Annotated in this window: 13 protein-coding genes; 9 read left to right on the top strand and 4 right to left on the bottom strand. The window is 75.4% G+C overall.

Annotated elements, in window-relative coordinates; translation table 11 throughout:
- Positions 1-75: 75 nt before the first annotated feature.
- Together LG274_RS06275 and LG274_RS06270 are read left to right on the top strand one after the other, a co-directional pair.
- Positions 76-2,907 carry a hypothetical protein gene (locus tag LG274_RS06275; RefSeq protein WP_404463437.1) on the top strand — a complete coding sequence of 944 codons (2,832 nt, stop codon included), beginning with the start codon at positions 76-78 and terminating at the stop codon, positions 2,905-2,907.
- Positions 2,904-3,599 (top strand): ABC transporter ATP-binding protein, encoded by a 696-nt coding sequence (locus LG274_RS06270; RefSeq protein WP_248116237.1) that lies wholly within the window; start codon positions 2,904-2,906, stop codon positions 3,597-3,599. Before LG274_RS06275 ends, LG274_RS06270 begins: the two co-directional genes overlap by 4 nt.
- Positions 3,600-3,821: 222 nt before the next feature.
- Here LG274_RS06270 and LG274_RS06265 read toward each other — a convergent pair whose 3' ends face one another.
- The gene (locus LG274_RS06265; RefSeq protein ID WP_298712406.1) at positions 3,822-4,217 is read right to left on the bottom strand and encodes an RNA-binding S4 domain-containing protein; all 396 of its coding nucleotides are present in this window, start codon (positions 4,215-4,217) and stop codon (positions 3,822-3,824) included.
- Between the two features lie 13 nt (positions 4,218-4,230).
- Positions 4,231-5,550 (bottom strand): histidinol dehydrogenase, encoded by a 1,320-nt coding sequence (hisD, locus tag LG274_RS06260; protein WP_298985106.1) that lies wholly within the window; start codon positions 5,548-5,550, stop codon positions 4,231-4,233.
- Positions 5,551-5,683: 133 nt separating this feature from the next.
- Here hisD and LG274_RS06255 point away from each other — a divergent pair, with 133 nt between their 5' ends.
- Entirely contained in the window at positions 5,684-7,210 is a 1,527-nt protein-coding gene (locus LG274_RS06255) for a mechanosensitive ion channel domain-containing protein (protein ID WP_404463434.1), read from the top strand.
- Here LG274_RS06255 and LG274_RS06250 read toward each other — a convergent pair.
- Positions 7,159-7,731 carry a universal stress protein gene (locus tag LG274_RS06250; RefSeq protein ID WP_248116245.1) on the bottom strand — a complete coding sequence of 191 codons (573 nt, stop codon included), beginning with the start codon at positions 7,729-7,731 and terminating at the stop codon, positions 7,159-7,161. The genes LG274_RS06255 and LG274_RS06250 overlap by 52 nt on opposite strands.
- Before the next feature lie 39 nt (positions 7,732-7,770).
- A complete protein-coding gene (locus tag LG274_RS06245) occupies positions 7,771-8,613 on the bottom strand; it encodes an MBL fold metallo-hydrolase (RefSeq protein WP_404463431.1) in 843 nt (280 codons plus the stop codon).
- Between the two features lie 12 nt (positions 8,614-8,625).
- Here LG274_RS06245 and LG274_RS06240 point away from each other — a divergent pair, with 12 nt between their 5' ends.
- From LG274_RS06240 to LG274_RS06215, 6 genes are all read left to right on the top strand, one after another.
- Entirely contained in the window at positions 8,626-9,756 is a 1,131-nt protein-coding gene (locus tag LG274_RS06240) for a glutathione S-transferase family protein (RefSeq protein ID WP_298712414.1), read from the top strand.
- A 64-nt stretch (positions 9,757-9,820) separates the two neighbouring features.
- Positions 9,821-10,558 (top strand): VIT family protein, encoded by a 738-nt coding sequence (locus LG274_RS06235; RefSeq protein WP_298712416.1) that lies wholly within the window; start codon positions 9,821-9,823, stop codon positions 10,556-10,558.
- 16 nt (positions 10,559-10,574) lie between these two features.
- Positions 10,575-11,093, top strand: a complete 519-nt coding sequence (locus tag LG274_RS06230; protein ID WP_298712419.1) for a DUF3253 domain-containing protein — start codon at positions 10,575-10,577, stop codon at positions 11,091-11,093.
- Positions 11,094-11,159: 66 nt separating this feature from the next.
- The gene (locus tag LG274_RS06225; RefSeq protein ID WP_298712422.1) at positions 11,160-11,324 is read left to right on the top strand and encodes a hypothetical protein; all 165 of its coding nucleotides are present in this window, start codon (positions 11,160-11,162) and stop codon (positions 11,322-11,324) included.
- A gap of 31 nt (positions 11,325-11,355) precedes the next feature.
- A complete protein-coding gene (locus tag LG274_RS06220; protein ID WP_298712425.1) occupies positions 11,356-12,111 on the top strand; it encodes a LamB/YcsF family protein in 756 nt (251 codons plus the stop codon).
- Positions 12,108-13,772 (top strand): 5-oxoprolinase/urea amidolyase family protein, encoded by a 1,665-nt coding sequence (locus LG274_RS06215; protein WP_404463428.1) that lies wholly within the window; start codon positions 12,108-12,110, stop codon positions 13,770-13,772. The genes LG274_RS06220 and LG274_RS06215 overlap by 4 nt, the downstream gene beginning before the upstream one ends.

Below are 13,772 nucleotides of genomic sequence, written 5' to 3'. Positions count from 1 at the left end.
CAGAGCTCGCGAGTCCAGACGAGCACTGGTGAGGGTTCTCGCCGTGTAGGACCAGCCTGGCCCTCCTTCCCCGCCGTGCGGTTGCTGCGCTTGGTGGCCGGGGCGCTCGCTGTGGCCCTGGTCCTGGGCCTTGGTGTCCAGGCCCAGGCCACACAGCGGCTCAAGGCCCTCGTCGACAGCAGCTGGCGCGGGTCCTATGACCTGATCGTGTCCGCACCCGCGGCCGCACAGAGCGCGGCAGCCCTCATGGCCCCGCTGGACACGGCCGCCTGGACGAGCTCAGCCGAGCGCCTCAGCCCGGCCGATCTCGACCGCATCCGGGCGGTGCCCGGTGTCGAGGTGGCCGCCCCGCTCGGCGACGTCGGCGTGCGCAGCGTGGCCAACCAGGACGCCGTCATGATCGGCTACCCCGCGGACGGCAGCGTGGAGGGTCCCCACGCGTTCGACCTGGACGCGCGGGTGAGCACGGACGACGGACTCGGCCCGCGCCCCGTGCTCGGCATGGACGCCACACTGATCGGCTCCTTCTCCGACGGGCCGATCGCGGACGCCCGTCCGCTGCTGGACGATCCCGCCCTCTGCGATCCGGCCCCTCCCGAGCCAGGCCCCTGCACGGACGTCGAGCTCCCCACCCTTGCCGTCGGTCCCCGCGGTCAGACGCCTCCGCCCGCCCAGCGTGAGGTCCCGGCCGGCACGTACTGGGCCGCCCCGTGGGCGGACCCCGACCCGCAGGGCAATCGGATGATCGTGGTGGACGCCGCGGCTGAGGCGCAGCTGCTGTCCCTCGGCGGGCACCCCGCCGCCGCCGACGCGTTCCGCGTGCTAGCGCAGTCCTCGCCCGCCGGCTTCCTCCCGGCTGTCGTCGACAGGCTCTCCGGCGCCGCAACCGAGGAGGCTGAGGCGCTCGTCAGGGCGAAGGATCGGCTCCCTGCCTACCTCCAGAGCCTGGCGGATGCGGCCGGACGGCCGGTGGACTCACTCACCGCCGTCCCGCTGCTCGCCACGAGCGTCGGGTCTGCGCCCCTGACCCTCGAGGTGCGCGCGGCCCCGTACCGGGAGCCGGTCACCCGGCTCGACATCAAGCAGGCGCCGGTGGATCCGCGGGACCCCACCGCGCCCCGCGGCATCGTGGGGATGCCCGTGTGGGCGCTGCCCGCCGGCGGGACAGCGACGCAGGACGAGATCTCCACCTCCGACGTCTCAGGCCGGTTCGGCGGCCTGGGGCTCGGGGTCACCGTGGTCCCCGTGCCGGGGTTGACCACGGGCCGGGACCCGGTCCTGAGCTACGACTCGCCCCGCCTGTCCCTGGTGCAGGAGACGCGGACCCTGACCCGGCCGGCGTCTGCGGACGAGCCCCTGGCCGAGGCCGCCTCCGTGGAGACCGCCTCCGGCACGCTCCCCGGCCGGCCCGACGTCGCGGTCACCCGGGCGCTGCCGGCCTCCACGTCCCGGGAGTCCGCGTACTACACGGCCACTGACGATGGCCGACGGTTCGGAACCGGGGACGCGCCCCTGCTGGTCAGCGTGGGCACCCTTACGCCGGAGCCGGACGCCGCACTCGCGGGGATCGCCCCGCTGCTCACGGATGTCGAGCTGCCCACCACCCTGGTAGCGGACCCCGACGGAACTCCGCGGGACGTCCGGCTGCGGCCCGCCTCCACCGGGTTCGGTCTCGCCAACCAGATGCCCGCCGCCTACGTCGACGCCGCCTCCGCGGGGGCACTCGGACTGGAACGGCCCTTCAGCACCGTCCGCGTCCGGGTGGCCGGTGTGGGGGAGGACCTGACGCCGGAGAACCTCGCGACGATCGACGCCGTCGCCCAGCGCCTCGAGGCCGCCGGGTTCGCAGCGGTCACCGTGGCCGCCTCCAGCCTGGCGCCCCGCGAGATGCAGGTGGTGTCCTACCGGTTCGACTCCACGGAGGGTGATCCCCGGACGGGGCCGCTCGGCACCGTGCGCCAGCTCGGCCCGGAGCTCGCCGCGTCTCAGCGGGTCTCCGCGGCCGTCGGGACCGCGGGGACCTCGCAGACGGTGACGGTGGTCGTCCTGCTGACCGCCCTGGCGGGGCTGTGCGTGGCCGCCGCGCTGCAGCCACGGCGCCACCGGGCGGGTGTGCTGGCGGTCCATGGGTGGACACGCAGCGCCACCGTGACCCGCCACCTCCGCGAGGACGCCGCCACACTGACGGTGCTCGTCGGTGCGGCAGCCGCCCTCGCCGTCGTCGGCACGATGTCCAGGCGCCTCGGCGTGGCGCCCCCGTTGGTGGCCGTGGGCCTCGGGGCGACGGCGGGGCTGGCCGGGGCCGTGGTGCTTGCGGCGGTGCTCGCGGCCCGCCCCGCCGCGTCGGCAGGTCGGGAGGGGAGCGTCGGCACGGCCCGACCGGCCCGCACCCCGGCGGCGCTGCTGACCCGGTGGACCGCGCGCACGTGGCCGCGGCTGCTCACCGGCGCGGCATACCGAGCGGCCGTGGCAGTCGGTGCCGGCCTGCTCGTGGCCGTCGTCCTGCAGGCCCGCCGCGAGGCCGGCGTCTCCGTGCTGGCCAGCGCCGCCGTGGCCCAGGACCTGCCGTTCCGCCTGGTGCTGGGTGCGCTGGCCGCCGTCGTGGGGATGGTCCTCCTGGTGCAGCTGCACCGGGTGGAGGGCCCGGACGTCCGGGGGGAGGCCACCGTGCTCCTGCTCGCCGGCTGGACCCGTTCCCGGCTGCTGGGACGCCACGTGCCCGCCCTGGCCGTGGAAGCAATCGCGGTCGCGGTGGTGGCCGGCGTCGTCCTGGCGCTGCTCACCCCCCGCCCGGACCTTCCCCTCGTGGCGGGAGCGGCCGGCGTCGCCCTGCTCCTCACCCTCGTCATCACCCTGCTCACCCGGCGAGCCCAGCTCGCCCGCGCCTGGAAGGGGCAGCCCGCATGAGTGTGATCGCGCCCGTGCTCACCCTCGACCGCGTCCAGGTCGGCTACCGCCATCCCGACGGCGGCACCCGCGTGCTCGTCGAGTCCCTGGACTTGACCCTTGCGCCCGGCGACGTCGTCGGACTCTGGGGCCGCTCCGGCACGGGGAAGTCCTCCCTGATCCGCCACCTGGCCGGGCTGTCCCGCCCGCTGTCCGGACGGATCATCTACCGCAGCCCCGACGGATCGCTGGCCGGGGAGGTCGCGGACCTCTCGGCCGGGGATCTCGCGCGGTACCGGCGGGTGCACCTGGGCTACGTGGACCAGTCCTGCGAGCTCATCGGCGAGCTCTCCGCGCTCGACAACGCGGGTGTGTGGATCCACGGCGGGCGCCTCGCGGGGTCTGTGCCCGAGGCACAGCAGACGGTCCGGGGCCAGCTCGAGCGACTCGGACTGGGGCACCGGCTCGGCGCGCCCGCCTCCCGGCTGTCCGGGGGCGAAGCCCAGCGGGTGGCGCTGGTCAGGGCCCTCTCCAAGCGGCCGCACCTGATCGTGGCCGACGAGCCCACCGGCCACCTCGACGGCTCTGCGGCCCGTGAGGCCATCGCGCTGCTGCGCGAGCACGCCGCGGCCGGGGCCGCTGTACTCGTGGCCAGCCACGACCCTCTAGTCCACGCAGCCGTCGACCGGGCCGTCCGCGTCGGCGAGGACTGACCCCGATCGCATCGACAGAGGAGCGTTCCATACCCCGCACCATCTCCACACCTCCGCTCTCACTCCCCTGCACCCGCTCGAACACGCTCGACGCGGTCCTCGCCGTCGCTGCCCTGACGGTGTCGGCCTGCGCGAGCGAGAGGGAGGGACCCCGTCCGGTCACCTCCGCCCACGTCCAGGCCGTGGGGAAGGACGACTGAGGGAGCGCCCGGGCCCCCGCGGTCAGCCCCGCCCGGCCCCGTCCCGCCCGCGCAGCGCGTCCAGCTGCCGGCGGTCCCGCTTGGTGGGCCGACCCGCGCCGCGCTCGCGGTAGGGGACGGACAGCAGCTCGCGCGGCACGGGCGGCGGCGAGTGGTCCACGTACTGCTTGACCGCCACCGGCGCGCCCACGCGCTTGGAGATCAGGCCGGTCACCTCGAGGATCCGCTCGCGGCCGTCCTGCCGCACCCGGATCCGGTTCCCGACGACGACGGACACCGCCGCCTTCACCGGCTCGCCGTCCACGCGGACGTGGCCGGCCCGCACGGCCGCCGTCGCGGCGGAGCGGGTCTTGTAGAGGCGCACGGCCCAGAGCCACGCGTCGATCCGGACGGTCCCCCCGCCTGCAGGCCCGCTCATTCCGCGGCCCCGCTCACTCGGAGCGCAGGGCGATGGCGGCGCCGTGCGCGGGCAGGCCCTCGTCGGCCGCGAGCGCCTCGATGCCCTCGGCCACCCCGGCCAGCCCCTCGGCCGTGTAGCGGATCACCTGCTGGGAGCGCAGGAACGTCACGGTGTTCAGCCCGGAGGAGTGCCGCGCGGTGCCGGAGGTGGGCAGCACGTGGTTGGACCCGGCGGAGTAGTCGCCCAGCGGCACGGGGGAGTGCGGCCCCACGAACACGGCGCCGGCGTTGCGCACCCGGGCCGCGACGGCGTCGGGGTCGCGCGTCTGGATCTCGAGGTGCTCGGTGGCGTAGAGGTCCGAGACCTCGAGGGCCTGCTCCATGTCCCGCACCAGCAGGATCCCGGACTGCGGGCCGGTCAGCGCCGTGCGGATCTGCTCCTCGTGGAACGACCCGGGCACCTGGGCCTCGACGGCGGCCAGCACGTCCCGGACGATCTCCTCGGAGTCGGTGATGAGCACGGACGCGGCCAGCGGATCGTGCTCGGACTGGCTGATCAGGTCCGCGGCCACCCAGTCCGCCCGCGCCGTGCCGTCCGCGATCACCGCGATCTCGCTCGGCCCGGCCTCGGCGTCCACGCCGATGGTCCCCTGCAGGGCGCGCTTCGCCGCGGCCACGTACACGTTGCCCGGCCCGGTCACCAGGTCCACGGGCGCGCACAGCCAGCCGTCGCCGTCGTCGTCCCGGACGCCGAGCGCGAGCATGGCCACGGCCTGGGCGCCGCCGGCCGCGTAGACCTCGTCCACCCCCAGCAGTGCGCAGGCCGCGAGCACCGTGGGGTGGGGCAGGCCGCCGTGCTCCCGCTGCGGGGGCGAGGTCACGGCGAGCGCGCCCACGCCGGCCGCCTGCGCGGGCACCACGTTCATCACCACGGAGGAGGGGTACACCGCGCGCCCGCCGGGCACGTAGAGGCCCACGCGGCCCACGGGCACCCAGCGGTTCTCGACGACGGCGCCCTCGCCCAGCTCCACCCTGGATCCGGCGGGCACCTGCGCGGCGTGGACGAGACGGGCGCGGCGGATCGACTCCTCGAGCGCGGCGCGGACCCGGGGGTCCAGCGTCGCGAGCGCCTCCGCGAGCGCCTCGACGGGCACGCGCAGGGACGCCGGGCGGACGCCGTCGAAGCGCTCGGCCAGGTCCAGCAGGGCGGCGGCACCGCGCTCGCGGACCTCGTCGATGATCGGCGTGATCGCGGGGACCATCGAGGCCACGTCCACGTCCGCGCGGGGGATGATGCTGGACAGGTCCGCCGTGGCGGTGTCCACGGCGCGGAGATCGGTCACGGAGAGCACGGGGATCCTCCAAGGGGGTGCAGGTGGGCGGCGCCGCTCCGGAGGGAGCGCTCGGCCACGGGGCGGGCGGGCGGTCAGGCTCCATTGTGCTCCGATCCGGGCGGCGTTCGGCCGCGGATGCCAGACTGGCGCCATGCTCAGCCTCGCCTCCTCCGCCCTGTTCCCCGGCCTCGTGCGCCTGGCTGCCGCCGCCGAGGTCCCCGACGAGGTGCAGGACGGCGTCCAGGGCACCTCGGACGCCGCGGCCGAGGCCCTCGGGGTGACCGGCGGCGCCCTGTTCACGGCGGCCATCGCGTTCGTGCTCGGCTGGGTGGGGGTGTGGCTCGCGTTCCAGGCGGTGCGGCTGCTCATGCTCCGCCGCGCCGAGCTGCGCCGCCAGATGGCCCCGCTGAGCCTGCCGCTCTCCCTCGCCGGCGCCTCCCTCGCCGCCCGCCTGGCGCTCGGCGTCACGGCGCGCGCGGAGACCTGGTACCGCGGCGCCGCGTTCGTGCTCATGGTGGTGCTCGTGGCCGCGCTGGCGTGGGCGGCGTGGCGGATCGTGGACCTCGTGGAGAAGCGCATCCTCTGGCGCTACCGCGAGGTCGGGGTCAACGACCGCCGCGAGCGGCGCATCCGCACGCAGACCATGCTGATCCGGCGCATCCTCAGTGTCGTGATCGTGGTGATCGCGATCGCCGCGGTGCTCATCTCCATCCCGGAGGTCCGCTCGCTCGGCGCCGGCCTCCTGGCCTCCGCCGGCCTGATCTCCGTGATCGCCGGCCTCGCCGTGCAGTCCACGCTGACCAACGTGTTCGCGGGCGTGCAGCTGGCCTTCACCGACTCCATCCGTGTGGGGGACGTGGTGACCATGGAGGGCGTGTTCGGCACGGTCGAGGAGATCACGCTCTCCAACGTGGTCGTGAAGATCTGGGACGGTCGGCGGATGGTCTACCCGTCCTCCCGCTTCACCACCGAGCCCTTCGAGAACTGGACGCGCGTGGGCTCGGCGGTGGCCGGCGTCGTCGAGCTGGACGTGGACTGGCGCGTGCCGATGGAGGACCTGCGGGCGCGGCTCGCCGCCCTGCTCGAGTCCACCGAGCTCTGGGACGGCAAGGAGAACGCCATGCAGGTCACGGACGCCGTGGGCGGCATGGTGCGGATCCGCGCGGTGGTCTCCGCCAAGAACTCCGGCGAGCTGTGGGACCTGCGCTGCCTCGTCCGCGAGGACCTCGTGGCCTTCCTGCGTCAGGAGCACCCGGAGGGCATCCTCACGCAGCGGCACGCGGAGGGGCAGTCGGCCCCGCAGCTCGCCGCGCACGAGCCCGCCGCCCCCCAGGACGCCGCCCCCGGCGCAGCCCACGGGAGCGCTCCGGCGCCCGCGTCGCCGGGACGCGGCCGGGAGCCGGCCGCCCAGACGATGCGGATCCCCGCCGTGCGGCCCACCACCGCGCCGCTCACCCGCGTGGACGAGCACTCGGCGCTGTACACGGGATCGATCACCGCGGTGCAGCGCAATGCGGAGATGGCCGGGCCCGGCGAGGACGCGTTCGCCGAACGCCGGGCCCAGCGCGACGCGCAGCGCGAGGCGGACGGCGGGGGCCAGGCCGGAGCCCACGCCGCCCGCCCGGATCAGCGGACGCTGGACCCCGACGAGGCCGGCGGCTCCTCCGAGAAGGCCTGACCCGCGCCCTCCCCGTGCGCGTCCGGCGCGAACGGGTGCTGCTCGCGCAGGGGCTCGGAGCGGGGCAGGCTGCGCTGGAAGTCCGGGTCCGTCTCGGCCACGTGGCTCGGGGCGTCGGGCGTGGTGCCCGCCGAGGCCTTCACGCACAGCACGGGCTGGTCGAGCTGCTGGAGGAGCTCGTCGGAGACCGAGCCCATCACGAAGCGGCCGAACCCGCCGCGGCGGCGCAGGCCGATCACCACGAGGGAGGCGTCCAGCTCGGCCGCCACGTCCTTCATCTCCTGCACCGTGGAGCGGCCGCGCGCGTACTGGCGGAACTCGGCGTCCACGCCCGAGGCGTCGAGGCGGGCCTGCACGCCCCGCTGCTGCGCCTCCGTGACGAGGGAGTCGGTGCGGTGCTCTCCGCCCGGGCCCGCGTTGACCACGACGACGCGCTCACGGGTGGAGCGGGCGATGTCGAGGGCCTTGTCGAGGGCGGCGTCGCCCGAGTCGCTGGGCTTGTAGCCGATGAGGATGGTCATGGGGCTCTCCTTGGTTCGCGGGGTGGGGGACAGGGCGGTTCAGCGCCCCACGGCGTGGTGGCGCAGGTACTCCAGGTGCGCGGCCACGGTCTGCTCGGCGACGCGGCCGACCGTGCCCCCGACGCCCGGGTAGATCATCGGGGTCAGCTCCTCGGGGGTGATCCGGGCGAGCACGTCCTCCTTCAGCTCCTCGAGCGCGGCCTCGATCTGCGCGAGGCGGCCCTCCCGATGGTGGCGGTAGTCCCTCGCCACGACGTCCAGCGGGGCGGGGACGGGGCCGTGCGCCGGCAGGACCGTCAGGGGGCCCGCGGCCTCGAGGCGGCGCAGGCTGTCCAGGTAGTCGGCCAGGGTGCCGTCCGGGTGGTCGAGCATCGTGGTGCCCGCGCCCAGGATCGTGTCGCCCGTGAGCACGGCACCCGCCTCGCCCGCACCCGGGAGCACGAAGCAGCACGAGTCCGAGGTGTGCCCCGGCGTGTGCCACGCGAGGATCTCCACCCCGGCGAGGGCGCCGCCGTCGTCGGCGAGACGCTCGCCGTCGAGGAGCGGCTCGCCCCCGCCCCGGCAGTGCTCCGGGAGCGCGGCGCGCACGGGCGCGCCGGTGGCCTCGTGGAACACGTCCGTGCCGCCCGTGTGGTCCGTGTGGCGGTGCGTCACCAGGATCAGGCCGATCGGCCGTCCCCCGGCCGCCCCCAGGACCGCGTCGAGATGCTCGTGCGCGCCCTCCTCCGGCCCCGGGTCCACCACGACGACGGCGCTCGCCTCCGGCGCGCCCACGACGTACGTGTTGGTGCCCGCGAGGGTCATGGGAGAGGGGTTGTGCGCGGTCACGCAGCGCACGGAGGGGGCGGGCGTCAGCCCGGGAGTTTCGACGGCCTCGGTCATAGGGTCGAGTGTATGGACAAGGACTCGACCGGACAGGGATCGGACGCCGCGGCCTCGCCGAAGGGCTACATCGAGGAGGGCGGCTACGACCGCGACACGAACTACATCGGCGACCGCATCGTCGCCGACCCGGGCGCCGTCCGGGCGCTGCCCACGGAGGGGCCCGCGCGGGTGGGGCGCGTGGGCGGCGGCCTCGCCGAGGGTGCGGAAGCCTGGCCCGTGGAGGCCGGCCGCTACCGCCTCGTGGCGGCGCGGGCCTGCCCGTGGGCCAACCGCGCCATCATCGTCCGGCGCCTGCTGGGGCTCGAGGACGCGATCTCGCTCGGCCTGCCGGGACCCGTCCACGACGAGCGCTCGTGGACGTTCGACCTCGACGAGGGCGGCACGGACCCCGTGCTCGGCACGCACTGGCTCCAGGAGAACTACGTCGAGCGCTTCCCGGACTACCCGCGCGGCATCACGGTGCCCGCCCTCGTGGACGTGCCCACCGGCGGCGTGGTGACCAACGACTACCCGCAGATCACCCTGGACTTCAGCACCGAGTGGACCGCGTTCCACCGCGACGGCGCCCCGCAGCTGATCCCCGACGCCGGGCCCGAGCGCGACGAGATGTTCGAGGTCATCGAGCGCGTGTTCACCGAGGTCAACAACGGGGTGTACCGCTGCGGCTTCGCGGGGGAGCAGGAGTCCTACGGCGAGGCCTACGACCGGCTCTGGACCGCGATGGACTGGCTCGAGGAGCGCCTCACCACGCGCCGCTTCCTCATGGGCGCGACCATCACCGAGGCGGACGTGCGCCTGTTCACCACGCTCGCCCGCTTCGACCCCGTCTACCACGGCCACTTCAAGGCGAACCGGCAGAAGCTCGCCGAGATGCCCGCGCTGTGGGCCTACGCGCGTGACCTCTTCCAGACGCCCGGCTTCGGCGACACGATCGACTTCGACCAGATCAAGCACCACTACTACGAGGTGCACCGGGACGTGAACCCCACCGGGATCGTGCCGAAGGGCCCGGACCTGAACGGCTGGATGAGCGCGCACCGCCGTGAGGAGCTGGGCGGCCGCCCCTTCGGCGACGGCACCGCGCCAGGGCCCGTCCGCGAGGGCGAGGCCGTGGACCCGGAGCACACGCCGCTGCGCTGAGGGGCGGGGTCAGGATCGCCTTCCCTGCGTGGCGGGCGCCCCGATCCGGGACGAGGATGCTCGCATGAGCACCGACCTCCCCTCCGTCTCCGCCACCCACGACGCCGCCGAGCCCCACGCGCAGAACGGCCTGCAGCAGCGACTGAACTGGCTGCGCGCGGGCGTCCTCGGCGCGAACGACGGCATCGTCTCCGTCGCCGCGACCGTCGTCGGCGTGGCCGGGGCGACCACCGCGGTGGCTCCCGTCATGCTCGCGGGCGCGGCCGCCGTCGTCGGCGGGGCGGTGTCCATGGCGCTCGGGGAGTACGTGTCCGTCTCCTCCTCCTCGGACTCGCAGAAGGCGCTGATCCAGAAGGAGCGCCGCGAGCTCGCGGCGGACCCGGAGGGGGAGTTCGAGGAGCTCGTGGAGCTCTACGAGGCCGAGGGGCTGAGCCGGCCGACCGCGGAGTCCGTGGCCCGCGAGCTCACGGAGAAGGACGCCCTCACCGCGCACCTGCGCATGGAGCTCGGGATGCGCGAGGACGACGTCGTCAGCCCGTGGGCCGCGGCGGGCGCCTCCTTCATCGCGTTCCTGCTGGGTGCGCTGCTCCCGTTCCTCACCATCATCCTGGCGCCCGTGGACATCCGCGCGCCGCTCACCTTCGCGACGACGCTGCTCGCGCTCGCCGTGACCGGCGCCGTGGGCGCGTGGCTCGGCGGCGCCCGGCCGATCCCCGCGATGCTGCGCGTGGTCCTCGGCGGCGCGCTCGCCCTCGCGCTCACGTTCGCCGTGGGCGCGTGGCTCGGCACGAACGTGGTGTGACCGGGGTGGTGGCGGCATGACCGGGCCGACGCGCACGGTGCCCGGACGAACAGGGCCGGAACGGACCCCCGACGGGCACCACATCGTCGTGGACGGGCGGACGTGGCGAGCGCAGGACCCGCACATCCCCGAGGCCCTCGGGGCCGAGCTCGTGAAGGGGCTCATGGCCGCGCGTCGGCTCGTGACGACGGACCCGACGAGGGCGCGCCCCCGCGTGCAGGACGCGAAGGTGGCGCTGGGGGAGCGGGGCGAGCCGTGGTGGGAGCCCACGCCGGAGGGGACGCGGACGAGGCTGGCCGCGGCGATGCGCACCCTGCTGCGCGCCCGTGGCCAGGGCACGACCATCTGTCCCTCCGACGCAGCGCGCGTGGCCGGAGGCGAGGACTGGCGTGACCTGATGGACGCCGCGCGCGAGGTGGCCGCCGAGCTGCACGCGGACGGCGTCGCGGAGGTGCGGCAGAAGGGCAAGAGGGTGGAGGACCCGCGCGCCGCGCGCGGGCCGATCCGGCTCGCGGCAGGACCGGAGCTGGGGTGAGAGCCGGACTCTGCTGAGGCCGGCCGGGGCTTCCCCGGCCTCCGCGGCCGCTCGTACACCGGGTCCATGGGTGAGGGGGAGGACGAGTCCGGCGCCCCGCAGGCCAAGGACCCGGAGACGGACGAGGCCCTGCGTCGGGAGCACCGACCTCCGCGCGCGTCTCCACTCCACGGCGTCGCCCGCCCCGAGGGATTGTTGAACAACCCGCCCCGCTGGTCCATCATGGAGTGATCCAGGCGACACCGCGCGAGAGGACCCTTCCATGCACATCGACCTGAACAGCGACGTCGGCGAGTCGTTCGGCAACTGGACCATGGGCGACGACGCCGCCATCTTCCAGAGCGTCTCCTCCGCGAACGTGGCCTGCGGCTTCCACGCCGGCGACCCCTCGGGCATCGCGCAGACGTGCCGCGACGCCGTCGCGGGCGGCATCACGATCGGCGCCCACGTGGGCTACCGCGACCTCGCCGGCTTCGGCCGCCGCTTCCTGGACTGCTCGCCCACCGAGCTCGCCGACGACGTGCTCTACCAGCTGGGCGCCCTCGAGGCCCTGGCCCGCTCCGCCGGCGGCACCATCCGCTACGTGAAGCCGCACGGCGCCCTCTACAACACGATCGTCCACCACCAGGCGCACGCCCAGGCCGTCGTCGACGCCGTCAAGGCCTTCGGCGGCGACCTCCCGCTGCTGCTCCTGCCGGGCTCGACCGCCCTGGACAAGGCCGAGAAGGCCGGACTGCGCGGCGTCGCCGAGGCGTTCGCGGACCGCGGCTACACCCCCGACGGCACGCTCGTCTCGCGCCGCGAGCCCGGTGCAGTCCTCCACGACGAGGCCGAGGTGGCCGAGCGCATGGTGCGCCTGGCCACCGACGGCGTCCTCCGCGCCGTGGACGGCACGGATGTCCGCGTCGAGGCGGAGAGCATCTGCCTCCACGGGGACACCCCCGGCGCCGTCGCGATGGCCGCCGCCGTCCGGGCGGGCCTGGAGTCCGCGGGCGTCGAGATCCGGCCCTTCGCGTGAGCCGCCCCGCGTTCCGCGCGCCGACCCTGCGCTGGGCAGGACCCACCGCGCTGCTGCTCGAGTGCGCGAACCTGGGCGACGTGATGCGCCTGCATGCGCACGTCACCGCTCACCCCTTCCAGGGCCAGCGCGAGGCGATCGCCGCGGCCGAGACCGTCCTCCTCGTCTTCCGCACGCGCGGCGAGGCCCTGGACGCCTCCCGGGAGGTCATCGGCATCGTCCCGGACGACCATGTGGCCGATGAGGCACGCACCGTCACCGTCGACGTCCTCTACGACGGCGAGGACCTCGCCGACGTCGCCGAGCTCACCGGGATGAGCGTGGACGCCGTGATCGCGGCGCACACGAGCGCCGACTGGTTCGGCGCCTTCGGCGGCTTCGCCCCCGGCTTCACCTACTGCGCCGCGGACCCCGCCCCGTTCGAGGTCCCCCGCCGCACGAGCCCGCGGACCGCGGTGCCGGCCGGCTCCGTGGCCGTGGCCGGGGAGTTCTCCGCCGTGTACCCGCGCGTCTCGCCCGGCGGCTGGCAGCTCCTCGGCCGCACCGACGCCGTCCTCTGGGACCTCGAGCGCGCCGAGCCGGCCCTGATCCGCCCCGGCGACCGTGTGCGCTACCGCGCCGTCCGCGAGCTCGCCACGCTCACCGCGGCCCCCGCCCCCGCTCCGGCCCGGGCCGACGACGCGGCGCCCGCCGCCGACCGCCCCGGCCTGACAGTGGTGGAGCCCGGCATGCAGTCGCTCATCCAGGACCTCGCCCGCCACGGCTGGGGCGATCTCGGCGTCACGCCGTCCGGCGCCGCCGACCGCACGGCGGCACGCCAGGCCAACCGGATCGTCGGCAACACCTCCGGCGAGGCCGTCATCGAGACGCTCCTGGGCGGGCTCACCCTCACGGCCCGCGGGACGCAGGTGCTCGCGCTGACCGGCGCGGAGGCGCGCGGCGCCATCACGGCCGTGCCCGCCAACCTCGGCCCCGCGACGCGCCCCGCCCCCGTGGGCGTCCCGTTCGCCCTCCTGGACGGCGAGACCCTCACCCTCGAGGAGCCGGCCGCGGGCCTGCGCACCTATGTGGGCCTGCGCGGCGGGATCGACGTGCCGCTCGTGCTCGGCAGTCGCGCCACGGACGTGATGTCCGGGATCGGCCCGAAGCCGCTGGCCGCGGGCACCCGCGTCGACCGCCGTCTGGACCCGGGCCACGCCCTCGTGGGCGATCCCGAGCCGCCCGTGCGCGTCACCCCGACCGCCGGCTCCGTCACGGAGCTGCGCATCGTGCTGGGCCCCCGCGACGACTGGTTCGACGCCGCCTCGATCGATCGCCTCACCACGCAGGAGTGGCTCGTCACCGCCGAGTCCAACCGGATCGGCGTGCGCCTGGCCGCCCCCGAGGACGGCGCCCCGCTCGTGCGCTCCCGCGAGGGCGAGCTCGCGAGCGAGGGCGTGTTCACGGGCTCGCTGCAGGTGCCGCCCTCGGGGCAGCCCGTCCTGTTCCTGGCCGACCACCCGGTGACGGGCGGCTATCCGGTGATCGCCGTCGTCGCCCCCGAGGACCTCGGCGCCGCAGCCCAGCTCCCCCCGGGCGCCCGCGTGCGCCTCACCCCCATCTCCGTGACGGACCCCGCGCCCGTCGACCCCGCTGTCACCGACCCCGCCGAGGAGGCCTGA

Source organism: Micrococcus antarcticus (assembly GCF_044872765.1).
Lineage (GTDB): Bacteria > Actinomycetota > Actinomycetes > Actinomycetales > Micrococcaceae > Micrococcus.
Note: the sequence above shows the minus strand (reverse complement) of the source record. Positions and strands in the feature narration are given on the sequence as shown.